The organism is Mesorhizobium sp. YM1C-6-2 (genome assembly GCF_003666685.1).
GTDB lineage: Bacteria > Pseudomonadota > Alphaproteobacteria > Rhizobiales > Rhizobiaceae > Mesorhizobium_K.
On record NZ_RCIZ01000003.1, the window covers coordinates 320,810 to 344,942 of the forward strand.

Sequence of the window (24,133 nt, forward strand, 5' to 3'; positions counted from 1 at the left end):
TCCGGCGCGCCGCCTCAGAAAAGACGGAACCGGCGTTCCGATTGTTCCTGTTCCTGGGATGGATCGACGCCCGGGTCGTCCGGAAGACGCGCGGGCTCCGGCGGTCGCGGCGCCGTCTCTTCGATGATTTCCGCCTCGGACACGTCGCTCGCAGGCTCGGCGGTGATCACCTCCGTACCGTCGATTGGCTTGGCGTCGTCTTCGGTCTCCGCGTCTTCGGCGGCGGCCGGTTGCGGCCGCGGCGGCGCAAGCGACGGGTGCCTGGCCTGGTCGTCCTGTTCTATCAACTGCCCGAGGCGCTCGACCGGCACGCGCCATTCGAAGGCGTCGAGCTTGCCGGTGACCGGCGAAACCGGCGCCCAGCGTTCCGACACCAGGCCGTCGGCCACCCAGGCCGGATCGCGCGGAGCGCGCACCGCCTTGGCGAGATATTGCCGCACGCGACCCTCGTCGCCGGTCTCAGCCTCCTCAATGTCCGCGAGCAGGAGGTAGGCGCCCTCGCGCGGCTGCATGCGGATCGCCGCTTCGGCGGCTTCCCGCGCCGTCCTGAACTCATGCGCGTCGAGCGCCGCGCGGGCGACGGCGAGCGAGGACTCGACATTGTTCGTCCTCAGCGATTCCAGCTTCTGCGCGCGCGACAGCCGATCGAGCACCGCATCGGCCGGGCGGGCATGGACATAGAGGTCGGCGATCGCGGGATGCGGCTCGGCCTTCCAGGCGGCCTCGAGTATCTTCGAGCCCTTGCGTATGTCGTTCTGGCGAAACAGCGTCTTGGCCGCGACCACGGCGGCCGGCGGGAAGTCGGGCGCCAGCCTGTTCGCCTCGATCGCGGCTGCCTTGGCGGCGGTCAGGTCCGTGTCCAGCAGGTCCTGCGCCTTGGCCGTCAGCAGCACCGCGCGGCGGCGGTTGATGACGTCCTTTTCCACCTGGCGCGTCGATTTCTGCGCATCGATCAGCGCCAGCGCGCCGTCCCAGTCGCCGCCCGCCGTCTTTTCCTCCAGCGTCGAATCGATCGCCCAGCCGAGTTGCGGCGCGATGTCGGCGGCGCGGCCGGCATAATGGCGGGCGGCCGCGCGATCACCCAGCCTCTCCGCCTCGAGGTAGAGTCCGCGCAGGCCGAGCAGCCGCATTTCCGGATCGTCCAGCATGCGCTCGAATTTTTCCCGCGCCGAATCATGGTCGCCTTCGAGCAACGAGGCCTGCGCGTCGAGCAGGTTGATCAGCGGCTCGGTGTCGGATCGGATGAGCTTCGCCGCCTGCTTGTTCATCCTGCGCGCAAGCGCCGCGTCGCCCGCCCCCGCCGCGATCATGCCGGTGGACAGCGCCTGGTAGCCGCGGTCGCGCTGCCGCACGCGGAAATAGCGCGCGATCGTGTAGGGGCTGTTCCAGATCGACTTGACCAGCCACCAAGTGATCATGACCGCGGCCACGATCACGGTGATCGCCACTGCCGCCACCATCAGGCTCACCTGATACTGGTAGCCGGCGAAGGTCACGACCATCTCGCCCGGCCGGTCTGCAAGCCAGGCGAAGCCCAGCCCGAGCGCGAAGACGACGAGGAGGAAGAGCAGGATCCGGATCATGGGGCTTCCTTACGGCGCCTGCATCGCCGAGGCGATGGCTTGATCGGCAAGCTGCTCGACGGCCAGCCGCGCCCTGATCTTGTCGGCAAACGCGGCGCCGGCGGTCTTGGCGGGCTCCGGCAGCGTGTCGAATTCGGCGATCGCCTTGGCGAGGTCGCCGGCCTTCAGCGCCACTTCCATGCGCGCCACGGTCTCGGGCACGCCCGGTCCTTCGACCGCACCGATCGGCCGCACTGTCACCAGCGATTCGGCGCTGGAGAGCAGCCGTTCGAAGTAGCCCGCGTCCTCGGACGGCGGTCTGGCCGCAGCGATGATGGCGGCGGCAGCGGCGTCGGTCTCGGCGACGATCTCGGCGCGCGTCGCTATGCCCTTTTCCGCATAGGGGCGCAGTTCGCCAAGGCCCGGAGCCTGGGGCGCGACCGCCGCCAGCGTTTCGAGTTCCGGCTCGAAGGGCGATCCGCGTTCGACCGCCGCCTTGAGCGCCGATGCGGCGATCGCCAGCGCGACCTTGGGCTGCTGCGCCTGCGAATCGACCTTGCCGGTCAACGCGGCAATACTCTGTTCCAGAGCGCCGAGGCGATTGTTGATGGACGAATCGGCCTCGCCGGCTGCCCTGGCCAGCGCCTCGACGCCGGCGATCTTGTCGTTCAGCGCGGCGATGTCTTCCCGCGTCGCGCCGTCCGGGCTGGGGCCGATAGCATTGATCCGGGTCTCGATCTCGGCGATCTTGGCGTTTATCGCCTCCGATCCGGCCGTTTCCCCCGAGTTCCCCGATTCGACTGCCTGCCTCAGCGAGGCGACATCGGCCTTCACCTGGTCGAGCGCCTGCGAGAGGGCGTCCACCCTCCCCGAAACGTCGCCGGTATCGCCGGGGGCTGCCTTCAGGCCTTCGACGTCGGATTTCAGAGTAGCAATGTCGGTTTCCACGGATGCGGGAATGCCGGCAGGCGAATCGGGCGCACCCGGCGTGCCGAGTATTCCCGCGAATTGCAGCAATCCACCACCGACGAGCACGATCAGGCCACCCGCGAGACCGGCGGCCAGCCCTGCTCCGCTGCGCGAGCGAGGCGGCGGCGGGACGGCCGGGGCGTCGGTCCAGGCAGAAGGCCGTTCCGCAGTCTCACTGGCATCGACCCGGTCAGCGGCAGGCCTCGGCTCCTCGTCGACGGGCATGCTCGCTTCCCGCACCGCTTCGTCGGCCGGTGTTCCTGTGGTCGGGCGAGCGTCACCGGCATGATCCGTCGGCTCGGTACCCGTTTCAGACGCTGCGATGTCCTCTTTCACGGTTTCGGCCCCCGGCTCCATATCTGTCGGAGACGCCTCGGCTTCCGTTGAAACCCGCGAAACTTCGTCCGGCCCGAGCTCGATGGTCATCGGCTCGCGTTCCGCGTTCGAATGCCGTGTCCTGGGTGTCTTGACCATTACGGCCTCCGCGCGGGGGTTGAGTATCCGGAAGGGTGAAGTGTGCCGATCACTATCATAGCCGTGCCCTGAGAAAAGGGGCAGGGTTATGACGCCGGCCTCACGGCGCCATGAAGCACCTTAAGCATTGCGGTTTCGTTCGGTTCCTCGGCCACCAGAATTTTGCGCCCCGCACCGGCAAGCTCCTTCGAAACGCGATCCGATATGCAGAGGAAGATGGTGCCGTCGAACCTGTCCTGCAAATCCGATGCCTGCACGATTTCCGCCAGCCTTGCTGCGGCGTTGGCGGAATAGACGAGGGCGCAATCGACCGCGCTCTTTCCGATGCCGCTGGATATCGCCCCGGTATCCAGCTCCAGCATCAATGTATCATAGGTTTCGAGGGTGAGGACCGGAACGCCGGCTTTTCTCAGCGTGCTTTCGAAAAGCGGCCGTCTCACTTTGCCGCAGAGATAGGCAACCCTTCCGGCAGGCGCATCGGAGATGACCAGATCGGCAAGCGATTCCGCGTCTCCTTGCGCTACGATCACATGCGCGAAACCGGCTGCCCGCGCCACCTGCGCCGTTGCTTCGCCGACGGCAAAGCACGGCAGGCCGGACCATTGCCGGAGGAGATCGTCCGGTGCATGCCTGACCGCGCTGGCGCTCGGGACGGCAACGGCAACGACGCCGTGCAATAGCGCCGCAGTCAACGCGACCGGTTCCGGTCGGGTTTCCTGCAAGGGCAGCCTGATCGGATCGAAACCGAGCGATTCGAGTCGCTGCGTTGTCTCGGACGCACCGGGCTCCGGACGCGTCACGAGAACGCGTATCCTGCCGGGCATGCGGCCTAGCTCCAACCGTCGAAGAAGCGTGGGCCGGCGTTGCGGCGCAGTTTCTCGCCGGCCGCTCGGCCTATTTCTGCAGCGTCGGCAACGGGTCCGCCCGCCGAGATATCGTGCGACTTCTTTCCGTCGGGCGTGAGAATCACGCCGCTGAATGTCAGTTCGTTGCCGTCGATCGTCGCATGTCCCGCGATAGGCATGCGGCATGACCCGTCGAGCGCGGCGAGGAAAGCGCGTTCGCAGGCGAGCGCCTGCGCGGTCGGCGCGTGGTTGATCGGGGCCAGCATTTCGACCACGCGGCGGTCGCCGATCCGGCTCTCGATGCAGATCGCGCCCTGACCCGGCGCCGGCGGGAACGTCTCGAGCGGCATCAGGTCGGTGGCGATGCTCTGCAGGCCCAGCCGCTTCAGCCCAGCCAGCGCCAGGATCGTGCCGTCGGCGACGCCGTCATGCAGCTTGCGCAACCTGGTCTGCACATTGCCGCGAAACGTCGCGACGTTGAGATCGGGCCGCATGCGGAGAATCAGCGCCTGCCGGCGAAGCGACGACGAGCCGACGGTCACGCCGCGCGGCAAGTCGATGATCGACTTGGCGGAAGTGCCTATGAAGGCATCGCGCGGGTCCTCGCGCGGCAGGAATGCCGAGAGTTCCAGCCCGTCCGGCAGAACGGTCGGCATGTCCTTCGACGAATGCACGGCGATGTCGATGCGGCCGGCAAGCAGCGCTTCCTCGAGTTCCTTGGTGAACAGGCCCTTGCCGCCGGCTTCCGTAAGCGGACGGTCCTGGATGCGGTCGCCGGTCGTGGTGATCGCCTCGATCGAAAAGGCCTCTTCCGGCAGATTATGCGCAGCCATCAGCCTGGCCCGCGCCTCGTGCGCCTGCGCCAGGGCAAGCGGGCTGCCGCGGCTTCCGATCTTCAGCACGGTTGTTTGCATGGCACCGTCCGTGATACGCCCCGGTTCTAATGACATTCGGCAAACCCGGGTTTGCCAGCAACCTCCTATCCCAGGACCCGCCAGGCCGGCAATGATCGAACGGCGCGACAAGATGATCCGCGTTCTCGGTATCGAGACGAGTTGCGACGAGACCGCCGCCAGCGTCGTCGCGCTGCGCGAGGGTGCGGAGCCTGAAATCCTGTCGAACGTGGTGCTCAGCCAGATCGAGGAGCACGCGGCTTTCGGCGGCGTGGTGCCGGAGATCGCCGCGCGCGCCCATGTCGAGGCGCTGGACGGTATCGTCGAGGCGGCGCTTGCCGATTCCGGCACCGATCTCGCCGAAGTCGACGCGATCGCGGCAACCGCCGGTCCGGGCCTCGTCGGCGGCCTGATCGTCGGGCTGATGACGGCGAAGGCCATCGCCAGTGCCGTCGGCAAGCCGCTGCTCGCGGTCAACCATCTCGAAGGCCATGCGCTGACCGCCCGGCTGACCGACGGGCTGGAGTTCCCCTATCTCCTGCTGCTGGTCTCCGGCGGACATACCCAGATCGTGCTGGTGCGTGGCGTCGGCGCATATCAGCGCTGGGCGACGACGATCGACGACGCGCTGGGCGAGGCCTTCGACAAGACGGCCAAGATGCTCGGCCTGCCCTATCCGGGCGGACCGAATGTCGAGAAGGCGGCGAAGGACGGTGATCCCAAACGCTTCGCCTTCCCGCGGCCGATGAAAGGTTCGGCGCAGCCGGACTTTTCCTTTGCCGGCTTGAAGACCGCGGTGCGGCAGGCGGCGACCGCCGCGGCTCCGCTGTCGGACAAGGACGTCGCGGATATCTGCGCCTCCTTCCAGGCGGCGGTGTCGGATGCGCTGGCCGACCGCGTCGGACGCTGCCTGGCGCGCTTTCGCGCTGAATATCCCGATATCGCCTCGCCGGCGCTGGTGGTGGCGGGCGGCGTGGCTGCCAACAGGGAAATCCGCGCGGCGCTCGAAGCGCAATGCGCAAAAAGCGGTTTTCGCTTCATCGCGCCGCCGCATGAACTCTGCACCGACAATGCGGCGATGATCGCCTGGGCGGGCATCGAGCGCATTCGTGCGGGGCTGGGCAGGGACGACGCCTTTTCCTTCGTGCCGCGCTCGCGCTGGCCTCTCGACGAGGTGTCGGCGCCGGTGGTTGGCTCGGGGCGGCGGGGAGCCAAGGCATGAACCTTCCTGTAGCCGTGCTGGGCGGAGGCGCGTGGGGCACTGCGCTCGCCATGCAGATGCGTCGCGCCGGGCACGATGTCAGGCTGTGGATGCGAGACGCGGAGATGGCCGCCGCGATCAGGCGGGGCGAGAACCCGCGCTATCTGCCTGATGTGGCGATCGACGTCGGCATCGAGGCGACCACCGACCATGCCGAGGCGCTCGACGGGGCGGCCTGCGTGCTTGCGGTGACGCCGGCGCAGGTGCTGCGCGACGTGCTTGCAGGCGTCGGCGGCGCTGTGCCGCCGGGCGTGCCGCTTGTGCTCTGCGCGAAAGGCATTGAGCACGAGACAGGGCTGCTTCTGTCGCAGATCGCCGGCGACTTGCTGCCGGGCAACCCGGTCGCAGCGCTGTCCGGTCCGAGCTTCGCGGCCGACCTTGCAAGAGAGCTTCCGACCGCCGTGGTGATCGCCGCGCAGGAAGCGGAGCTTGCGGCCTCGCTGGCGCAATCCTTCTCGACCGAGCGCTTCCGTTGTTATTCGACCGGCGACCTTGTCGGCGTCGAGATCGGCGGTGCGCTGAAGAACGTCTTTGCAATCGCCGCCGGCGCCGTCACCGGGGCAGGGCTGGGCGCCAGCGCGCAGGCCGCCATGGTGACGCGCGGCTTCGTCGAACTGCGCCGCATCGCCCAGGCATTCGGCGCCGAGCCGGAGACCGTCATGGGCCTCTCCGGCCTCGGCGACCTGCTGCTTACCTGTTCTTCCGCGCAGTCGCGCAACTTCGCCTACGGGCTGGCGCTGGGGCGCGGCGAGAGCCTCACGGGCCGGCCGCTTGCCGAAGGCGTGGCGACGGCGGGCATCGCGGCGAAGATCGCCCGCGAGCGCGACATCGATGCGCCGATCATCTCGGCGGTGGCCGCGATCCTCGCCGGCAGGATCACGATCAACGAGGCGGTCTCGGCGCTGATGACGCGGCCGCTGCGCGCCGAAGCCGGCTAAGGTTTAGAGAGGAGTTTTCGCCATGCTGTTTGCGCTGACCTGCAAGGACAAGCCGGGCCACCTTCAGGTGCGGCTCGACAACCGTCCCGCCCACCTCGACTTCCTGAGAAAGCTCAACGAAGCCGGCACGCTGAAGTTTGCCGGCCCGTTCCTGGACGATGACGGCAAGCCGACCGGCAGCCTCGTGGTGATCGAGGCGGCCGACAAGAACGAGGCGACGAAAATCGGCGCCGACGATCCCTATGCCAAGGCGGGTCTCTTCGAAAGCGTCAGGATCCGCGCCTGGAACTGGGTCTTCAACAACCCGGCCAATCCGTCGAACCCATAAGTTATTGTTATCGCCATTCCAGACGGAAAACCGGTATCCACTTTTCCTGGAATTGCTTTGAGGAGCGCGCCATGAACTACTGGCTGTTCAAGTCGGAACCCTTCAAGTTCTCCTTCGACGACCTCAAGAAGAAGGGGAAGGCCGGCACGCAATGGGACGGCGTGCGCAACTACGCGGCGCGCAACAACATGAAGGCGATGAAGATCGGCGATCTCGGCTTCTTCTACCATTCGAACGAGGGGCTCAACATCGTCGGCATCGCCGAGGTCTCTGCGCTCGCCCACCCGGACACCACGACCGACGATCCGCGCTGGGAGTGCGTCGACATCCGCGCGGTGAAGGATGTGCCGAAGCCGCCGACGCTTGCCGACATCAAGGCCAATCCAAAATTGTCCGAAATGGCGCTGGTTCGCCTCGGAAGGCTGTCGGTTCAGCCGGTCACGCCCGCCGAGTGGGCGGAAGTCTGCCGCATGGGCGGGCTCGATCCCGCCAAGTAGTTGACTTCTCTCGCTAAGATGCGGTGCGCGCCGGACAGGTTCGAGGATTTTATCCACGCCAACACGGCTTTCGCCGCGCCGCCGCACGTGCCGGAGATCGGGCTCCACCTCGCCGACGAGGCGCACGAACTCTGGCATCGCACCGAGGAGGAACTGGCCGAGATCGGCCTGCCGCCGCCTTTCTGGGCCTTCGCCTGGGCCGGCGGCCAAGGGCTGGCGCGCTACCTGCTCGACAATCCAGAGACGGTGCGCGGCAAGCATGTGCTCGACTTCGCGACAGGCTCGGGGCTGGTCGCCATCGCAGCGATGAAGGTCGGGGCCGCCAGCGTCACGGCCTGTGACATCGACGCTTTCTGCGAGGCGGCCGTTCGTCTGAACGCTGCGGCGAACGGCGTCACGGTCGCATTCGAAGACCGCGATCTCATCGGCGAGGATATCGACGCCGACGTTCTGCTTGCCGGGGACGTGTTCTACGACAACGGCTTCGCCGGGAGACTGGTCCCCTGGTTCGCGCGACTGGCGGAAGGCGGGACCTCGGTCCTGGTCGGCGACCCCGGCCGCTCCTATCTGCCGCGCGAAAAGCTGACCAAGCTTGCCGAATACCAGGTGCCGGTCACGCGCGCGCTGGAGGACGCCGAAGTGAAGCGGACGACGGTGTGGCGGTGGACGTGATCCTTACCTCCCCTTGAGGCGGGCTACCCGCGCGTTTCGCCATTGCCACGCCCTGCTTTCGCAGTCTGGCTATTTCAAAGAACGCTGCCCGCCCCTTCGTAAGGGAAGAGCAGAAGTCGGGAAGCGGGGCGCGAGGGCCGAGCCTTCCTGACTTATTCACATGGCGCAGCTTCCCGCGCCCCGCCGGCGTTCTTTGGCCGCTCCATTCCCTGCCTGGGACCTGCCGGCTGCATGCTCACGCCTGGTCTTGCCGAATAGTCCCGGGACCAGGTCTCAGCCGGTGGTTTACGACGCGCCGACGCGTGGACATACCCGCGTCTTGTCCCCGACGCTCGCGCGCGGGGAGCCTGGGAACTCCGGAGCGACCCTCGACCTCGACGGCCACGTTAGCCGCTTCACCCGAGCGCCGGTTCCTCCCCGCAGACCACCGTCATGATCGGCGTTCCCGCAGGAGAAACTGGTCGCATTGTGCGGCAGGCTGGAGGGGCGTGAGTGCAGTTGCGACGACTTTTTCGGGAGCAGCACGGGATGCGTCTCCCGCGCCGCCCTGAAGGCAAGCGATTTCAACGGCTTGGCCAGAGAGTGCCTGCCGGGAGCAAAAACCCAGTTGCAAAAGATGGGAAGGTTTTATCCACGGGCGCTGCCCGCCCCGCGGCATGAAAGGAAGAGCGCCACCGGCTGCACCGGCTCCGGCGTCATCTGCATCCGAAGCATGGGTTCCCGGCACTCTCCGCTTCGCGGAGCCTGTCCCCCTGCTTGCCGAAGGCAAGATCCGGGGCTCTCGCTCACGAAATCTGGAATAACGGACTGCTGCAAGCTGTCGAGCGGGTTGCCGACGTCGGCGATCGGCGGAATGCATGTAAGCTGTCGAGTTGATCGCTGATGTCGGCGGAAGGTGACAGAAGAGTTATTCCCGCGCCAGCGCGCGAGCGGAGCGAGGGAAAGGCGGCTCAGGTGCGCGTCTTCCCCGCTTCCTCCAGAATCCAGTCGCGGAAAGCGACGATGCGCGGGTCGTAGGCGCTCGCCTGCGGGTAGACGAGGAAATAGGCGTATTCGGCGGCCATGCGGACGCCGAGCTCGAAGGGCTGCACCAGGCGGCCCTCGGAAAGATCATGGGCCACCATGGCGAAGTCGGCGAGCGCCACCGCGCTGCCGTCGATCGCCGCCTGGATGCAATCGGATGACGTGCCGAACACCATCGTGCGGCTGTCGTCGAAATCATCGACCCCGGCAGCCGCCATCCACATCTGCCAGTTGGGCCAGGTAACCCCCTGCCGCGACCACTCGATATGCACGAGGCGATGGTTGAAGAGGTCGCGCGGCGTCCGCAGCGGCGGGCCGTTGCGCAGCAGGGCCGGGCTGCAGACCGGCACGATGACGTTGTCGAACAGGCGGTCGGCGGCGAGGCCGGGATATTTGCCGGCACCGAAGCGGATGCCGACGTCGACGTCGTCACGGTCGAAGTCGCGGACTTCGTAGGAGATATCGAAGCGAAGCTCGATGTCGGGCTTCAGCGCGCGGAAACCGTCGACGCGCCGCATCAGCCATTTCGCCGCGAAATGGGCATCCGCCGTCACCTTCAGCAGCGACTGGCCGCGTGCAAGCTTCTGTGCCCGCGACACCGCCCGGTTGAGGAGGTCGATGGCGTCGGCCGAGGCTTCGGACAGGACCGCGCCGGCCGCCGTCAGCCGCACGGTACGGCTGGTGCGGGCAAACAGTGTCAGGCCAAGCTGATCCTCGAATTCCTTGATCTGATGGCTGACCGCCGCCGGCGTCAGGCCGAGTTCGTCGGCGGCGCGCGTGAAATTCAGGTGCCTGGCCGCCGCTTCCAGCGTGCGCAAGGCGCGGGTACCGGGCACGAAACGAGCCATCATCTTCAAGAAAAGTTTTATGAACCGATGAAAACTACTCGTTTCCGCTTTTTCTTTCAATGGATCAGGATGGCTCCAGCAAAGAAATCATAAAACCGGACTTAGGCTCCGGAGAACTGGAAAATCCAGATGTCCATCTTCGTCGATTCGACCCCCGGCGCCGGCTGGCCGCGCCAGGCCGCCGACTGGCTGCGCGAAGCCAGGGCCGCCCTCGTCCATCCCTCCGTGCGTATATCGGGCCTGTCCGACAAGGAACTGCGCGATATCGGCCTGAAGCCGCGCTCGCTTTCCAGCACCGTCTATCGCGAGATCGGCAAGCCGGGTCTCGTCGACTTCGGCTGGCGACTGGGACGGTAGGCCGCAGCGCCTGACGGAAGGCTGCCAACGAACTCCCTCTCCGTCCCTGGTCCTGCGGACTGACCGCCTCTCTCCCCGCTTCGGCGGGGAGAGAGGGACCTTGTCCTTATCGCACTACCTGCAGCACCGTGCGGTCGGAGAGGTATGGCAGAAGCCTTGCCATCACCTTAGCCGTCACCGCCACGCATCCTTGCGTCGGCGTGAAGCCGGGACGGGCGAGGTGGAAGAAGATGGCGCTGCCGCGGCCGCGCCGGCGCGGTGAGATGTTCCAGTCGAGCACCAGGCAGCAATCGTAGAGCCGGTCGGCGCGGCGCATCGTCTCATGGCTCGCCCCGTAGGGGATCTTCACCGGCCGGTTGTAGTTGCGGTCGCCGGGCACCTCGCACCAGCCGAGATCGTCCGAAATCGGCGTCATGCGCAGCCGCGTGCGACGCGCGGCCACGTGGTCCGCCCGGAAATAACCCGAGAGGATGCGCATGGCGGCAAGCGGCGTGGCGCCGTCGCCCTCGCGCTTGCCGGCCGAGATGCCGCCCCTTCCGAGCGCACAGGGGAAAACCATGTTGCCGGCGACGAGCAGGCCCTGCGTCGGCTTGCCGGGGCGGGCGCGGACGATGAGGCGGGCAAGGCCCGGCTTTGGCCCGGCATGCCCGCCCGGCCGGTATTTTGCATTACCGGACTTACACTTATATTCTTTGCTGTATGATCTCGACATGCCAAATCACCCGGCCCGGATTTTCCGACGTTCCGCACAAACGAGGCTCCGGGTCAACCGATCAACCGGCTCCCCGCCGCCGCACATGGATTGAAGCATGACCTCACGCACCATTCTCATCGTGGACGACGACGACGACCTGCGCTCGACGCTGGTCGAACAATTGTCGCTCTACGAGGAATTCGAGGTCCTGCAGGAAGCCACCGCCGGCAAGGGCGTGGCGGCGGCGCGGGCCGGAGTGGTCGACCTCCTGATCATGGATGTCGGGCTGCCCGACATGGACGGGCGCGAGGCGGTCAAGCTGCTGCGCAAGGGCGGCTACAAGGCGCCGATCATCATGCTGACCGGGCAGGATACCGATTCCGACACGATCCTGGGGCTGGAAGCCGGTGCCAACGACTATGTGACGAAGCCGTTCCGCTTCGCCGTGCTGCTCGCCCGCATCCGCGCGCAGCTCAGGCAGCACGAGCAGAGCGAGGACGCGACCTTCTCGGTCGGGCCGTATACGTTCAAGCCGAGCCAGAAGCTGCTGATCGACCAGCGCGGCGGCAAGGTGAGGCTGACCGAGAAGGAGGCCTCGATCATCAAATATCTCTACAGGGCCGACCAGAAGGTGGTTACCCGCGACGTGCTGCTGGAGGAGGTATGGGGCTACAATTCGGGCGTCACCACGCACACGCTCGAAACGCATGTCTACCGGTTGCGCCAGAAGATCGAGCGCGATCCTTCCAATGCCGAAATTCTTGTGACAGAAAGCGGCGGTTACAAGCTCGTTCCCTAGGTCGGCTCGTCGCTTCACGGAGGCGGCGATCCGATCTAACTCATTGTTTTGGCGCAATTCCGGTCGGAATGCCGGTTTTCATTTCCCATGGAATTGCTCTAGCGTGAATTTTGCGGATAGGTAGGGGAGCATCGCAGGAGGAGCGCCAGACTGACTTTCCGGGGACACCATGGCGCTGGATGATCACATCCGCATCCTGTCCGGCGTGGGGCTGTTCGAGGGCTTCACGCAGGAACAGTTGCGCCTGCTCGCCTTCGGCGCGGAGGCGATGCATCTGTCGGCGGGGAAAAAGCTGTACCGCGAGGACGACGACGCCGATTCCGCCTATGTCGTGGTGCGCGGCCGGATAAAACTCTTCCGCGAGAACGAGGACAAACTGGCAGATGTCGGCATGGCCGAGCCCGGCGCTACGCTGGGCGAGATGGCTCTGATCGCCGACTCCCGCCGGCTGACCAGCGCCGAGGCGGCGACCGACACAGAAGTGCTGCGCATAAACCGCTCCATGTTCCGCCGCATATTGGAGGAATATCCCGAAACCGCCGAGGCGCTGCGGCAGCGGATCATCGAGGATCTGCAGGCGCTGATCAGGCGGATCGAGCAGGTGGGCGAGCGGCTGGGCTAGGCACTTTCCCTCGCCCTTGAGGGGAGGGTCGATCCGCGCAGCGGGTCGGGGTGGGGGCCGTGGTGACATGCTCAATGCGAATCTTGCGCCGCCGTGATGACCCCCTCTGCCCGCTTCGCGGGCATCTCCCCCTCAAGGGGGGAGAAAGGTCGGCGTCAGTCGAAATCGAAGCGGGCGATGACGGGCACGTGGTCGGACGGGCGCTCCCAGCCGCGCGCGTGGCGCAATATGTCGATGTCCTTCAGGCCGGGCACCAGGTTTTCCGACGACCAGATATGATCGAGGCGGCGGCCGCGGTCCGACGCCGCCCAGTCGGCGGCGCGATAGCTCCACCAGGTGTAGAGCTTCTGCTCGGCGGGCACGTTCAGCCGCATCAGATCGACCCAGCCGCCGGCCTTGCGCATCGCCTCGAAGCTTTCCGTCTCGACCGGCGTATGGCTGACCACCTTCAGGAGCTGCTTGTGCGACCAGACGTCGTGCTCCAGCGGCGCGATGTTGAGGTCGCCGACCAGGATCGAGCCGGAACGGTCGTCGAACTCGGCGGGCACGGCGTTCATCTCGGACACGAAACCGAGCTTGTGGCGGAATTTCGGATTGATGTCGGGGTCGGGCTCGTCGCCGCCGGCCGGGACGTAGAAATTATGGACCAGGATGGAGCGGCCGCCGGCCTCGACGCGGACTGAAAGGTGGCGGCAGTCGGCGATGTCGCAGAAGCGGCGGCGCTCGACCACCTCAAGGGGGCGGCGCGAGACGGTGGCGACGCCGTGATAGCCCTTCTGGCCGTGGATCTCTACATGCCGGTAGCCGAGCGCATGGAAGCGGTCGAACGGGAAGAGCTCGTCGGGGCACTTCGTCTCCTGCAGGCAGAGCACGTCCGGCGCACGCTCCAGGAGCAGGCGCTCGACGAGCGGCATGCGCAGCCGCACCGAATTGATGTTCCAGGTCGCTACAGAGAAGGGCATGGGCAGGTCCGGCCGAGAATCGAAGGCCGGAACTTACAGCCGCAGCAGAAAACGACAAGGCCGCGCGGGTGCGCGGCCTTGGGGAGAATGCCGTGTGGCTGCGATCAGCGGTTGTTGTTGTTGGCGCCCGGCTTGTTGAGCTTGTAGTTGCGCTTGTAGTCGATCGCGAACAGGTCCTGGTCGATCTTCACGCCCTGCTTGACGTTGAAGATCATCACCGTCGTGTCCTTGCCCTGCGGGTCGGTGATCGTCCACTGGCGAAGGTCGTAGGATTTCGGATCGAACATCATGGTGATGGTCGAGTTGCCGAAGACCTGGCGGTCGGAGAGCTGGATGGTGGTGAGATCGGCCTCTTCCTTGACGCTCTTCACCGTCCTGCCGGAGAGGTCGATGCGCTTGTCGAGCAGAAGCTTCAGCGGCGTCTTCGACAGCGGATAGAGGTCCATCGTGTTGAGCTTGGTGTTGTCGATGACGACCGACTTGCCGTCGGAGATGACGCGGTAGCCGGACGGCGGCTCGTAGTTGAAGCGGATCTTGCCGGGGCGCTGGATGTAGAACTTGCCGCCGGTCTGCTCGCCGCGCGGGCCGAACTGGACGAACTCGCCGCTCATGGTGGAGACGCTGGAGAAATGATCGGCGATCCTCTGCGCGGCGTCGGAGGCGGCGATCGCCGGCGTCGCGATGCCCATGCCGGAAACGGCGGCGACTGCCGTGGCGGCAGCCGCACCGGCGGCGAGGCGGAGCAAGCCACGGCGCGTGGCGGCGAATCGGTCGGTCGGGAAACGGGTTTTCATGGCGGTCGCTTTCGTCATGGTGGTATCGATTTGTTCGTCAGTCGCATCGATGGTTAGGCAGGCAGTGGGGCCTAAGTTTGGCAAGGGAACCGCCGGTTTTCCGGGGCAGGCGCGGAATTCTCCCAAAACCGCGCCGCACTTGGGGTCCGATGCCTAAAACCCGGCAGAAGGGGCGAAGTTCCCGAAATCCGCCGGAGGCTGCCCGTCATAACGGCTAGAGCTTGTCCTCCTCGGTCGGAACCAGGATTTCGCGTTTTCCTGCATGGTTGGCCGGGCCGACGATGCCCTCCTTCTCCATCTTCTCGATGATCGAGGCGGCGCGGTTGTAACCGATGCCGAGGCGCCGCTGTATATAACTGGTGGACGCCTTGCCGTCGCGCAAGACCACGGCGACCGCCTGGTCGTAGGGATCGTCGGATTCGTCGAACACGCCCGACGCGCCGCCGCCGCCCTTGCCGGAGGGCTGGTCGTCCTCCTCCTCGTCGTCCTCGGTGATGGCGTCGAGATATTCGGGCACGCCCTGGAGCTTGAGATGGGCGACGACCTTCTCGACCTCGTCGTCGGAGACGAAGGGGCCGTGGACGCGCTGGATGCGGCCGCCGCCGGCCATGTAGAGCATGTCGCCCATGCCGAGCAGCTGTTCGGCGCCCTGCTCGCCCAGAATGGTGCGGCTGTCGATCTTCGAGGTGACCTGGAAGGACATGCGGGTCGGGAAGTTCGCCTTGATGGTGCCGGTGATGACGTCGACGGACGGGCGCTGCGTCGCCATGATGACGTGGATGCCGGCGGCGCGCGCCATCTGGGCAAGGCGCTGGACGGCGCCTTCGATGTCCTTGCCGGCCACCATCATCAGGTCGGCCATTTCGTCGATGATGACGACGATGTAGGGCATGACCTCGAGATCGAGGTCCTCGGTCTCGTAGATCGCCTCGCCGGTCTGACGGTCGAAGCCGGTCTGCACGGTGCGCGAGATCTTCTCGCCCTTCTTGTCGGCTGCCGACACGCGGGCGTTGAAGCCGTCGATGTTGCGCACGCCGACCTTCGACATCTTGCGGTAGCGGTCCTCCATCTCGCGGACCGTCCACTTCAGCGCCACGACCGCCTTCTTCGGGTCGGTCACGACGGGGGTCAGCAGATGCGGGATGCCATCGTAGACGGAAAGCTCGAGCATCTTGGGGTCGATCATGATCAGGCGGCACTCGGCCGGCGTCATGCGGTAGAGCAGCGACAGGATCATGGTGTTGATGGCGACCGACTTGCCCGAGCCGGTGGTGCCGGCGACCAGCACGTGCGGCATCTTGGCGATGTCGACGATGACGGCCTCGCCGTTGATCGACTTGCCGAGCGCCAGCGCCAGCTTCGCCTTGGTCTCCTCGAAGTCGCGGCTGGCGAGGATTTCCCGGAGATAGACGGTCTCGCGGCGGGCGTTTGGCAGCTCGATGCCGATGGCGTTGCGGCCAGGCACGACGGCGACGCGGGCGGCGATCGCGCTCATCGAGCGGGCGATGTCGTCGGCAAGGCCGATGACGCGGGACGACTTGATGCCCGGCGCCGGCTCCAGCTCGTAAAGGGTGACGACCGGGCCGGGGCGGACATGGATGATCTCGCCCTTGACGCCGAAATCCTCGAGCACGCCTTCGAGCAGGCGGGCGTTCTGCTCCAGTGCGTCCTTGGACACCGTGTTGTCGCGGACGACATTCTTCGGCTCCGACAGGAAATGCAGCGTCGGCATCTCGAACTTGTCCGAGCCGATCAGCGAGGTCTGCGCCTCGCGCTGGGTGCGTGCGCCGGGAGCGGGACGCGGGGCGGGAGCCTCGACGCGGGTGGCGGCGTCGGAGCGGAAGGCCCGCACCTGCGCGGCCGAAGGCGAAGGACGCGGGCTTTCCAGTTCGTCCTCGTCATCCTCGACAGTGAAGCCGCCGTCGATGTCGTCGTCGACGTCGACCGGATCGACGGTCGCGGTACGGTCCGACACCATGGCGGCAAAGAATTCGGGTTCGACCCGGGCGCGGCCATCGGCGCTGAAACGGGCTTCGGCGCGTTCGGCCGATTCCACGCGCTCGGCGGCGCGGCGCCAGCCGCTGGCGCGGTCGCGCTCGTCGATCTCGAACTCGTCGTGTCGACGGAACCGCGCGGTGGCGCGGCGCAGGAAGGCGCGCGATGACAACCACCAATGGGTGATGGCGCCGAGCGCGAGCATGCCGCCGCCATCCTCCTCTTCGTCCTCATCGAAGGCAGTCGGCTCCTCGGCGGCCTTCGGTTTCGGCTTGGCGGGAATGAGGACGGCAAAGCCGTTCTTGCGGGCATGGAGGCCGGAGCCATAGGCGAAGAGGTAGAGGGCGGGTGCGACCAGAAGCACCGCAAGCAGGGTCGCGAGGAAACCGGTCGGATAGCCGCCGCCGGTGAAGACGGCGGGGATCTTGAGCATCATGTCGCCGAAGACGCCGCCGAGCCCGGAGGGCAGCGGCCAGGTGGCGGGCGGCGTGGCGCAGCCGGCGATCGCCGCGAAGCACAGGGCGGCGCCAAACCAGGCGGCCGCCCGCTTGGGCAGGCTGTCGACGCCGCGGGCGGTGGCGAAAAGGAAGCCCCAGATCACGGCTGGCACGAGAGCGGCGACCGAAGAGAGGCCGAAGAACTGCATTGCCAGGTCAGCAAAGACGGCGCCGGGATACCCCATCGCGTTGGACACGGGCGCGTCGGTGGCATGGCTGAAGGAGGGGTCGGCGACGTTCCAGGTGCCGAGGCTGGCGAGGCCGAAGGCGACGAAGGCGAACAGTCCCAGGCCGGCCACGCGCCCGGCCTGCCGGCGCAGGAAGGCCTGAAAGCCATGCGCCGTATCTTCCAGCGCCAGCGGAACTGTTACCCCAGAACGCATGTCGGTCCCCGTCATCCCATACGAAAGCATGCGCGAAGGGCGCATTGCAGCAGACAGGGGGAGCCTATCGGCGGGAGGTTAAGACCGCATTAACCAACAATTTTTTCAGTGCCTGGCGCTGCGGGGATTTGCATCTCGCACGTTCTGCATACCTAGAACGCGGAGCTCACACCGACGCGGCCTAGCAGCGTGTCGCTGCCTTCGCCGAACAGCCCCGCGGTGACTGAGCCCGTCAACCGCACGTCGTGCCCGACCGGCAAGCTGATGCCCACGGCCGCTTCCATCCAGTCCGAGGCCCCGACAGGCGCTGAGCCCGAGACGCCGAAGAGGTCGATAAACTGTATGGCGAGATCCACGCCGGAATCGTCGAACCGATGCGCCCATGCCGCCAAACCCCAGACCCACGCATCCGGCCGGAAGCGGTGCCTGAGTTCCGCGCCGAGACGGCCGATCTGGTCGGTTTGGGACATCTTGCTGATCTCGGCAGGGAAAGGACCGCCCTTTTCGGAATAGGCGTCCAGCCTGCTGTGGATCGCCTCGTACTGCGCGAAGGGTTCAAGGCGGTTCCTGTCGTCAAGCGCGAAGGCATAGCCGGCCCGTACGAGGCCGCCATAGCCGGCGCCGTCCGTCTCGCCGGAAGACGACGTCTCGCCCGCTCCATTCATGTATCCGCGGTGGATATCCGCGTCGAACCCGGCAACCGAACCCGCAGCAAGGAACTGCAAGCCGGTCTCTGGCGTGGAGGCGATGAACATAGTTGCCGACGGGCCGCGGATGGTGACCTCGCCGCCCATGTCCATGTCGCTGCGCACGGCACCGTAGCCAACGCTGCCGCCCACCACGAGATGGTCCGTCACCGCTACGGAGGCGCCGATCAGCGCTGCGCCGCTCGTGCCGTCGGGGTCGAAGGCCGCGCCGCCGAGGCCATATCCAAAGACCCGCAGCGAACGAGGGGGCACCATGGCGGCAACGCCCGAATCGCCTTCCTCGCCGTAAGCAAGCGGCTGGACAGGCGGCGTGCTCACATCGGTGGAATGCTGGCGGGCGTATTCGCTGTTGGTCGCGAGGACATTGAGCACGAAATTCGAGGCGACGTTGGGCACCTGGCCGAGCGTGAGCAGCGAATTCAATGCAGCCTCGCGCGTTGTCACGCCCGGCGTCGGGCCCAGCCGCGCGATCCAAAGCTCGGACCCCGGGCTCCCGTTGCCGCCCGATCCGACGATTGTCTTTCCGTCCGCTGAAACGCCCGTAGCCCATTGCAATTGCCAGCCGGCCACATCAACGCCAGCATCGGCCAGCATGTCGACAAGCGACACCATTTCGGTTTCCGGTGTCCAAATAAATGCGGTGTCTTCCAGGGAGGAATCGAATGCCCTCCCCACGATGACGGTGCCGTCGCCATTCACCGATAGCGCCCCGCTACCGCCGCCGGGCGACAAGTAGCCAAGCCCCTGCATGAGACCGGAAGGACTTCCGTCGTCAACCCAACGGAAAGCCTCGCTGGTGGAGCCGTTCCAGCTGCCACCCACAATCACCGTTCCATCGCGGTTCACAGCAGTGGCGCTGCCATTTCCACCAGGAGAGAGGGCACCAAGGCTTAAAATAAGCCCGGTCGACGTCCCGTTCTCGATCCACCGAACGGGCACATTATAGTTCCCGTCGTTCGAGAAACCCACGACAACCGTTGCGTCCGAACTGATGCCTAAGGCTGCGCTGGAATTGCCTCCAGGAAGAAAGCCCAACCCTGTCATGTCCGAGCTTTCGGTCCAGCGGAAGGCTTCGTAGTTCGAGCCGTTCCACGAACTTCCGACAACCGTAGCTCCAGTTGCACTGACGGCAAGCGCCTCGCTCTGCTGATATCCCGGTTCGCTGGAAAGGAAGCCTAAGCCAACCAATGCTCCGGTTGGGGTGCCGTCATCTACCCAGCGAAAGGCCTCGGCTTTCCCGCCATCATCCGCGACGCCTACGATTATGCGGCCATCGGAATTTACAGCGTTGGCTGCACCCCACTGAAGCGGCGCGATTCGCACCATGCCCGTGTCGTCTGTCCAACGAAAAGCGCGCGCCGTGCCGTTGTCGTTGAATTGCCCGACCACCACCCGGCCATCGGCGCTCACCCCAGAAACCTTGGGCGAAGGCCCTGGTCCTGACCCGGGGCCACCGTCGGAAGGATATCCCAGACCTTGAAGTGATTGCGCCGAAGATTCACTGGCTGCAATCAGCATTCCAACACTGAACGCCCCGGCAGCAAGGCGGCCATATTTCCCCATCACCCGACCCCAATGTCCATTGCTCAGGGACGATAATGAACGGTCTGTTTTCCGGAACCCCCAAATGGGGGTTACCCTTCGGGGTGTGTCGTTGGCCGTAGCGGAGCCGGCCCGGCCTGCCCAGCGACATCGCGGACAGTCGTGGCTGCGGCGGTGACCGCATCGAGTACGTTCGAGGGATCAAGTGCAAGGATGCGGGGCGCTTATCGGAACCTCGGGTTCTCCGACATGGGTCGCGCGCACAACCGGTCGCCCCCCGCTGGCTACCCCCTGTCGGTGATAGCCAGCGCGGGTTCAGGACCACAAATAGGGGGCGATATAAAAACTAGGCGGGCTTTCCGATGCGACGCCGCATGAGACCAAGGCAGCCTGTCGTCTTCGACCGGCTGCCTGCGGCGCGCGCCTCGACAGGAGGCCTGGCCTTGCGAATGCTAGGGTCGGGCCGGAGCCGGCCTGCGGGCAGCGGGAACGCGCGGCTTGGGGGCGGGCAGGAGCCCTTCGCGCTGCGCCTGCTTGCGAGCGGCCTTGCGCGCCCGCCTGATCGCCTCGGCCTTTTCCCGGGCACGCTTCTCCGAGGGCTTCTCATAGGCGCGGCGCGCCTTCAGTTCACGGAGAATGCCTTCGCGCTGCATCTTCTTCTTCAGCACGCGAAGCGCCTGGTCGACATTGTTATCCCTGACTAGAACCTGCATATGAATCCTAACTCTTGAGTGCTTGAAAACTTCCGATCAACGGATTGGTCTTCGGTCCGGCAAAAAAGCGTGCTTCCTGCGAGGCACTGCAGCCTGCCATCAAGTCCGCATCGCAAATCTGGAAGAGAGCGGCGGGTCGAAGTTTCCGACACCGCATCGAGCCATATAGGGCCCAACTCACGACAATACACCCCCTAGCAGCCGATTGCGTCCGCGGCAAGGCCGGGCCGGGATGGAGCGCCGCCCAAGGAACTTCTTCTGGTCTGCCGAGTCATATCTCCAGCGCCGGCCACTATGGGGAGGATGTAGCCGGCCAATGTGTTCATATGACGCGGACTGGCGACAGGTGGCGGCAAGACCGCTAGTATCGAAGATGGAGAGGGCTACGTGTAGCCAGCCGAAAAACCGTCGAGTGGATGTTGATGAAGAAATACCTCATTGCCGCAGCGATCTCCCTTGTCACATCGAATGCGCTTGCCGTGTCCCGCTACGAAATCACCAATGTGACCTGCGAGACGGTGCAGGCGCTGATCCGCACCGAGGGAGAGGTCATACTGGTCTATCGCTCGAGCGGGATCCTCGGGCTGCCGATCTACGACCGCTATGTGCTTGGCCAGCAATATTGCATGAGCGGAGAGGTTGCCCGCGGCGCCGGCGTTCCGACCGTCGACAAGAAATACTGCCCGGTGAGGAAATGCGTCGAGAGCGAGATTTTTCGGGCGAGGTAGGGAGTAGGGGCTGCGCTCGACAAGTCTTGAAACTGTGCCTGACCGTTGACGGCGTCAGGCGGTCTCCAAGAAAAAAGGACCCGGCCGAAGCCGGGTCAAAGTGCGGGAGAAAAAGAATCTCCCGACGGGATCAGTTGTAGGCGCGTTCGCCGTGGGTGGTGATGTCGAGGCCCTCGCGCTCCTCGGCCTCGGTCGGACGCAGGCCCATCACCGCCTTGACGATGTAAAGCGCGATCGCCGAGACGACCGCCGACCAGACGATGGCGATGACCACTGCGGTTACCTGCGTGCCGAGCTGGCCGCCGATGGCATATTCCGCGCCGCCGGGACCAAAGCCGCCGAGCGCGGGGGCCGCCACGATCGCCGTGCCGATGGCGCCGACGATGCCGCCGACGCCATGGACGCCGAACACGTCGAGCGAGTCGTCGTATTTCAGCATCGGCTTCAGCGTGACGACTGCCCACAGGCAGACGAAACCGGCGACGGCGCCGAGGAAGATCGCGCCGACCGTGCCGGCGAGACCGGCGGTGGGCGTGATGGCAACGAGGCCGGCGACGGCGCCGGAGATGGCGCCGAGCAGGCTGGCGTGGCCGCGCGCGATCTTCTCGCCGAGTGACCAGGCGAGCGCCGCGGCGGCCGTCGCGGTGATCGTGTTCAGCACCGCCTGGGCGGTGAGCCCGTTGGCCTCCAGGTTCGAACCGGCGTTGAAGCCGAACCAGCCGACCCACAGCAGGCAGGCGCCGATGAAGGCGAAGGTCAGGTTGTGCGGAGCCATGTTCTCGCGGAGGAAGCCGACGCGCGGGCCGATGATGATCGCCGCCACCAGTCCGGCGACGCCGGCATTGATGTGGACGACGGTGCCGCCGGCGAAGTCGAGCGCGCCCATCTCGAAGAGAAGGCCGCCGCCTGCCCATACCATGTGGGCGAGCGGCAGATAGGAGAAGGTGAACCAGAGCACGATGAAGAGCATCACCGAGCCGAACTTGATGCGCTCTGCGATGGCGCCGATGATCAGCGCCGGCGTGATGGCCGCGAAGGTCAACTGGAAGACGACGAAGGTGAGTTCCGGAATGACGACGCCCTCCGAGAAGGTCGCCGCCGTGCTGTCGGGCGTCACGCCGGCAAGGAACAGCTTGTCGAAACCGCCGAAGAAGGCGCCCGAGCCGTCGCCGCCGAAGGCGACCGAATAGCCGTAGACGACCCAGAGCAGCGCCATGATCGAGAAGCCGGCGAGCACCTGCATCAGCACCGACAGTACGTTCTTGGAGCGGACCAGGCCGCCATAGAAGAGGGCGAGGCCGGGAATGGTCATGGCGATGACCAGCACGGTCGAGACCAGCATCCAGGTGGTGTCGCCCTTGTCCGGCACGGGCACCGGCGCAGTTGCGGCAGCATCAGCGGCGGCGGGCGCGGCCTCCTGGGCGAAGGCCGCGACGGCTCCGATGGCGCCGAATGCCAGCGCGCCCGCCAGCGCGGTGCGGGCCGTGTTCTTCAGACTGGTTGGGATGTTCATTGAAATCTCCATGGAACAGGATGCGGCTCGCCTAGAGCGCGTCGGCGTCGGTTTCGCCGGTGCGGATGCGCACGGCATGGTCGAGCGGGAAGACGAAGACCTTTCCGTCACCGATCTGCCCCGTCTTGGCGGCGCCGACGACGGCTTCGACCGCCTTGTCGACAGTGTCGGTGGCGACCGCCACCTCGATCTTGATCTTCGGCAGGAAGCTGACGGCGTATTCCGCGCCACGGTAGATTTCCGTATGCCCCTTCTGACGCCCGTAGCCTTTGACTTCGGTGACGGTCAGGCCCTGTATGCCGACGGCGGTGAGCGCTTCGCGCACCTCGTCGAGCTTGAACGGCTTGATGATTGCCATCACGATTTTCATAAGGTTTCACCCTTCGCTGATTGCGGGTCTCCCGCGTTACGTGACTCTCCGGAGACCTTGCGGAGCCCGGGCAGCGCGAAAGGCAAATCAAGCTCCGTGCCAGTTGCGGCGGGAGCCTGTTAACCCGTTGGAAAAGAATGAATATCGCAACCGGAGACCATGCAGCCGGCGCAAAGGCGCGAGGCTGTCTGCCTATTTTGCAGGCATCTTTTTACGATTGCCTATCCGTTAGGCTGGTGACGGAGCCGGATCAGCCCTTCCTGCGCCACCGAGGCGACCAGGGTGCCGTCCTCGGCATAGATCGCGCCGCGCGTGAAGCCGCGCCCGCCCTGCGTCGAGGGACTGTCCTGGGTGTAGAGGAGCCAGCCGTCGAGCTTGTGGGGACGGTGGAACCACATGGCGTGGTCGATGCTCGCCGCCTGGATGTCGGGATCGAACACGGCGCGGCCATGCGCGAAGGTCGAGGTGTCGAGCAGCGTCATGTCCGAGAGGTAGGCGAGCACGGCGGTCTGAAGAGCCCGGTCGGCCGGGACCGGGCCGGTGGTGCGGATCCAGATGTTCTGGTGCGGCTCCAGCTTCTCGCGGCTGGTATAGTGCTTCAGCATGACCGGCTTCATCTCGACCGGCCGGTCGCGCTCCCAGTAGCGCCGGATGCCGTAGGGCACGTCGTCGCCGAATTCCTCGATCAACTGGCGCTGGTCGCGCAGCGTCTCGGGGCCCGGCACGTCGAGCGGCATCGGCACCTGGTGCTCCAGCCCGTCCTCCTCGACCTGGAACGAGGCTTCGAGCGAGAAGATCGCATGGCCGTGCTGGATGGCGACGACGCGGCGGGTGGTGAAGCTGCCGCCGTCGCGGATGCGATCGACCTCGTAGACGATCGGCAGCTTGGTGTCGCCCGGACGCATGAAATAGCCGTGCAGCGAGTGGACGAAGCGGTCGGGCTCGACGGTGCGCTGGGCGGCGACGAGCGCCTGGGCGATGGTCTGGCCGCCGAACACGCGCTGCCAGTCGAGTTTGGGGCTGCGACCGCGAAACAGATTGTGCTCCAGCCGTTCGAGGTCGAGAATGGCCAGGAGTTCCTGCATGGCAGCCGACATTATTTCGCGCCCTTCGTGGAACAGGATAGATGCGGCCGGTTTTCATCAGG

The 24,133-nt window shown here is 65.9% G+C and carries 23 protein-coding genes; 9 read left to right on the plus strand and 14 right to left on the minus strand.

The genetic code is table 11. From position 1 onward, the window contains the following. Positions 1-14: 14 nt before the first annotated feature. The 4 genes from D8676_RS10230 to hemC form a co-directional block, all read right to left on the minus strand. Positions 15-1,583 (minus strand): heme biosynthesis protein HemY, encoded by a 1,569-nt coding sequence (locus tag D8676_RS10230; protein ID WP_121580771.1) that lies wholly within the window; start codon positions 1,581-1,583, stop codon positions 15-17. 9 nt (positions 1,584-1,592) lie between these two features. Continuing rightward, positions 1,593-3,005 (minus strand): mitofilin family membrane protein, encoded by a 1,413-nt coding sequence (locus D8676_RS10235; protein ID WP_121580772.1) that lies wholly within the window; start codon positions 3,003-3,005, stop codon positions 1,593-1,595. 86 nt (positions 3,006-3,091) lie between these two features. Beyond that, positions 3,092-3,829 carry a uroporphyrinogen-III synthase gene (locus tag D8676_RS10240; RefSeq protein WP_121580773.1) on the minus strand — a complete coding sequence of 246 codons (738 nt, stop codon included), beginning with the start codon at positions 3,827-3,829 and terminating at the stop codon, positions 3,092-3,094. 5 nt (positions 3,830-3,834) lie between these two features. Further along, the gene (hemC, locus tag D8676_RS10245; protein WP_121580774.1) at positions 3,835-4,764 is read right to left on the minus strand and encodes a hydroxymethylbilane synthase; all 930 of its coding nucleotides are present in this window, start codon (positions 4,762-4,764) and stop codon (positions 3,835-3,837) included. A gap of 115 nt (positions 4,765-4,879) precedes the next feature. On the opposite strand from hemC, the gene tsaD reads away from it, so the two are divergent. The 5 genes from tsaD to D8676_RS10270 all read left to right on the plus strand — a co-directional run bounded on the left by tsaD (position 4,880) and on the right by D8676_RS10270 (position 8,439). After that, the gene (gene tsaD / locus D8676_RS10250; protein WP_183097076.1) at positions 4,880-5,965 is read left to right on the plus strand and encodes a tRNA (adenosine(37)-N6)-threonylcarbamoyltransferase complex transferase subunit TsaD; all 1,086 of its coding nucleotides are present in this window, start codon (positions 4,880-4,882) and stop codon (positions 5,963-5,965) included. Continuing rightward, a complete protein-coding gene (locus D8676_RS10255; protein WP_121580775.1) occupies positions 5,962-6,942 on the plus strand; it encodes an NAD(P)H-dependent glycerol-3-phosphate dehydrogenase in 981 nt (326 codons plus the stop codon). The genes tsaD and D8676_RS10255 overlap by 4 nt, the downstream gene beginning before the upstream one ends. Positions 6,943-6,964: 22 nt before the next feature. Further along, positions 6,965-7,270: a YciI-like protein gene (locus D8676_RS10260; RefSeq protein WP_121580776.1), complete on the plus strand. Its 306-nt coding sequence runs from the start codon at positions 6,965-6,967 to the stop codon at positions 7,268-7,270. 71 nt (positions 7,271-7,341) lie between these two features. Then, the gene (locus D8676_RS10265) at positions 7,342-7,767 is read left to right on the plus strand and encodes an EVE domain-containing protein (protein WP_121580777.1); all 426 of its coding nucleotides are present in this window, start codon (positions 7,342-7,344) and stop codon (positions 7,765-7,767) included. Between the two features lie 18 nt (positions 7,768-7,785). After that, positions 7,786-8,439: a methyltransferase gene (locus D8676_RS10270; protein ID WP_121580778.1), complete on the plus strand. Its 654-nt coding sequence runs from the start codon at positions 7,786-7,788 to the stop codon at positions 8,437-8,439. Between the two features lie 950 nt (positions 8,440-9,389). On the opposite strand, the gene gcvA is transcribed toward D8676_RS10270, so the two are convergent. Then, positions 9,390-10,310, minus strand: a complete 921-nt coding sequence (gene gcvA / locus D8676_RS10275; RefSeq protein ID WP_121581077.1) for a transcriptional regulator GcvA — start codon at positions 10,308-10,310, stop codon at positions 9,390-9,392. Between the two features lie 129 nt (positions 10,311-10,439). Here gcvA and D8676_RS10280 point away from each other — a divergent pair, with 129 nt between their 5' ends. Further along, entirely contained in the window at positions 10,440-10,667 is a 228-nt protein-coding gene (locus D8676_RS10280; RefSeq protein WP_121580779.1) for a hypothetical protein, read from the plus strand. Between the two features lie 106 nt (positions 10,668-10,773). Here the strand turns inward: D8676_RS10280 and D8676_RS10285 are convergent, their stop codons facing one another. After that, the gene (locus tag D8676_RS10285; protein ID WP_121580780.1) at positions 10,774-11,379 is read right to left on the minus strand and encodes a L,D-transpeptidase family protein; all 606 of its coding nucleotides are present in this window, start codon (positions 11,377-11,379) and stop codon (positions 10,774-10,776) included. A 97-nt stretch (positions 11,380-11,476) separates the two neighbouring features. On the opposite strand from D8676_RS10285, the gene D8676_RS10290 reads away from it, so the two are divergent. Together D8676_RS10290 and D8676_RS10295 are read left to right on the plus strand one after the other, a co-directional pair. After that, entirely contained in the window at positions 11,477-12,160 is a 684-nt protein-coding gene (locus tag D8676_RS10290) for a response regulator transcription factor (RefSeq protein WP_121580781.1), read from the plus strand. Positions 12,161-12,329: 169 nt separating this feature from the next. After that, entirely contained in the window at positions 12,330-12,782 is a 453-nt protein-coding gene (locus D8676_RS10295; RefSeq protein ID WP_121580782.1) for a cyclic nucleotide-binding domain-containing protein, read from the plus strand. Positions 12,783-12,937: 155 nt separating this feature from the next. On the opposite strand, the gene D8676_RS10300 is transcribed toward D8676_RS10295, so the two are convergent. The 5 genes from D8676_RS10300 to rpsU form a co-directional block, all read right to left on the minus strand. Beyond that, positions 12,938-13,744 (minus strand): exodeoxyribonuclease III, encoded by an 807-nt coding sequence (locus tag D8676_RS10300; protein WP_121580783.1) that lies wholly within the window; start codon positions 13,742-13,744, stop codon positions 12,938-12,940. 104 nt (positions 13,745-13,848) lie between these two features. Next, positions 13,849-14,433 (minus strand): outer membrane lipoprotein carrier protein LolA, encoded by a 585-nt coding sequence (locus D8676_RS10305; RefSeq protein ID WP_245426741.1) that lies wholly within the window; start codon positions 14,431-14,433, stop codon positions 13,849-13,851. Positions 14,434-14,752: 319 nt separating this feature from the next. Next, positions 14,753-17,413, minus strand: coding sequence for a DNA translocase FtsK (locus D8676_RS10310; RefSeq protein ID WP_121580784.1), 2,661 nt, complete (start codon positions 17,411-17,413; stop codon positions 14,753-14,755). 152 nt (positions 17,414-17,565) lie between these two features. Then, positions 17,566-19,530, minus strand: coding sequence for an autotransporter domain-containing protein (locus D8676_RS10315; RefSeq protein WP_183097051.1), 1,965 nt, complete (start codon positions 19,528-19,530; stop codon positions 17,566-17,568). A gap of 584 nt (positions 19,531-20,114) precedes the next feature. Beyond that, a complete protein-coding gene (rpsU, locus tag D8676_RS10320; RefSeq protein ID WP_121580786.1) occupies positions 20,115-20,375 on the minus strand; it encodes a 30S ribosomal protein S21 in 261 nt (86 codons plus the stop codon). Positions 20,376-20,797: 422 nt separating this feature from the next. Here rpsU and D8676_RS10325 point away from each other — a divergent pair, with 422 nt between their 5' ends. Beyond that, a complete protein-coding gene (locus D8676_RS10325; protein WP_121581079.1) occupies positions 20,798-21,103 on the plus strand; it encodes a hypothetical protein in 306 nt (101 codons plus the stop codon). 130 nt (positions 21,104-21,233) lie between these two features. Here the strand turns inward: D8676_RS10325 and D8676_RS10330 are convergent, their stop codons facing one another. The 3 genes from D8676_RS10330 to D8676_RS10340 form a co-directional block, all read right to left on the minus strand. Continuing rightward, complete coding sequence (locus D8676_RS10330; RefSeq protein ID WP_121580787.1) at positions 21,234-22,616, minus strand: ammonium transporter; 1,383 nt, start codon at positions 22,614-22,616, stop codon at positions 21,234-21,236. A 31-nt stretch (positions 22,617-22,647) separates the two neighbouring features. Then, positions 22,648-22,986 carry a P-II family nitrogen regulator gene (locus D8676_RS10335; protein ID WP_121580788.1) on the minus strand — a complete coding sequence of 113 codons (339 nt, stop codon included), beginning with the start codon at positions 22,984-22,986 and terminating at the stop codon, positions 22,648-22,650. Positions 22,987-23,207: 221 nt separating this feature from the next. Then, positions 23,208-24,083 (minus strand): acyl-CoA thioesterase II, encoded by an 876-nt coding sequence (locus D8676_RS10340; protein WP_121580789.1) that lies wholly within the window; start codon positions 24,081-24,083, stop codon positions 23,208-23,210. Positions 24,084-24,133: the final 50 nt, after the last annotated feature.

Excerpts from the sequence above, each read along its gene's own strand:
- D8676_RS10295 (WP_121580782.1), top strand. The coding sequence starts at position 12,330 with ATGGCGCTGGATGATCACATCCGCATCCTGTCCGGCGTGGGGCTGTTC.
- D8676_RS10235 (WP_121580772.1), bottom strand. The coding sequence starts at position 3,005 with ATGGTCAAGACACCCAGGACACGGCATTCGAACGCGGAACGCGAGCCG.
- D8676_RS10335 (WP_121580788.1), bottom strand. The coding sequence starts at position 22,986 with ATGAAAATCGTGATGGCAATCATCAAGCCGTTCAAGCTCGACGAGGTG.
- D8676_RS10230 (WP_121580771.1), bottom strand. The coding sequence starts at position 1,583 with ATGATCCGGATCCTGCTCTTCCTCCTCGTCGTCTTCGCGCTCGGGCTG.
- D8676_RS10240 (WP_121580773.1), bottom strand. The coding sequence starts at position 3,829 with ATGCCCGGCAGGATACGCGTTCTCGTGACGCGTCCGGAGCCCGGTGCG.
- D8676_RS10300 (WP_121580783.1), bottom strand. The coding sequence starts at position 13,744 with ATGCCCTTCTCTGTAGCGACCTGGAACATCAATTCGGTGCGGCTGCGC.
- D8676_RS10290 (WP_121580781.1), top strand. The coding sequence starts at position 11,477 with ATGACCTCACGCACCATTCTCATCGTGGACGACGACGACGACCTGCGC.
- D8676_RS10260 (WP_121580776.1), top strand. The coding sequence starts at position 6,965 with ATGCTGTTTGCGCTGACCTGCAAGGACAAGCCGGGCCACCTTCAGGTG.
- D8676_RS10310 (WP_121580784.1), bottom strand. The coding sequence starts at position 17,413 with ATGCGTTCTGGGGTAACAGTTCCGCTGGCGCTGGAAGATACGGCGCAT.
- hemC (WP_121580774.1), bottom strand. The coding sequence starts at position 4,764 with ATGCAAACAACCGTGCTGAAGATCGGAAGCCGCGGCAGCCCGCTTGCC.
- D8676_RS10325 (WP_121581079.1), top strand. The coding sequence starts at position 20,798 with ATGAAGAAATACCTCATTGCCGCAGCGATCTCCCTTGTCACATCGAAT.
- D8676_RS10330 (WP_121580787.1), bottom strand. The coding sequence starts at position 22,616 with ATGAACATCCCAACCAGTCTGAAGAACACGGCCCGCACCGCGCTGGCG.
- D8676_RS10285 (WP_121580780.1), bottom strand. The coding sequence starts at position 11,379 with ATGTCGAGATCATACAGCAAAGAATATAAGTGTAAGTCCGGTAATGCA.
- D8676_RS10305 (WP_245426741.1), bottom strand. The coding sequence starts at position 14,433 with ATGGGCATCGCGACGCCGGCGATCGCCGCCTCCGACGCCGCGCAGAGG.
- D8676_RS10255 (WP_121580775.1), top strand. The coding sequence starts at position 5,962 with ATGAACCTTCCTGTAGCCGTGCTGGGCGGAGGCGCGTGGGGCACTGCG.
- D8676_RS10340 (WP_121580789.1), bottom strand. The coding sequence starts at position 24,083 with ATGTCGGCTGCCATGCAGGAACTCCTGGCCATTCTCGACCTCGAACGG.
- gcvA (WP_121581077.1), bottom strand. The coding sequence starts at position 10,310 with ATGGCTCGTTTCGTGCCCGGTACCCGCGCCTTGCGCACGCTGGAAGCG.
- D8676_RS10280 (WP_121580779.1), top strand. The coding sequence starts at position 10,440 with ATGTCCATCTTCGTCGATTCGACCCCCGGCGCCGGCTGGCCGCGCCAG.
- rpsU (WP_121580786.1), bottom strand. The coding sequence starts at position 20,375 with ATGCAGGTTCTAGTCAGGGATAACAATGTCGACCAGGCGCTTCGCGTG.
- D8676_RS10270 (WP_121580778.1), top strand. The coding sequence starts at position 7,786 with ATGCGGTGCGCGCCGGACAGGTTCGAGGATTTTATCCACGCCAACACG.
- D8676_RS10265 (WP_121580777.1), top strand. The coding sequence starts at position 7,342 with ATGAACTACTGGCTGTTCAAGTCGGAACCCTTCAAGTTCTCCTTCGAC.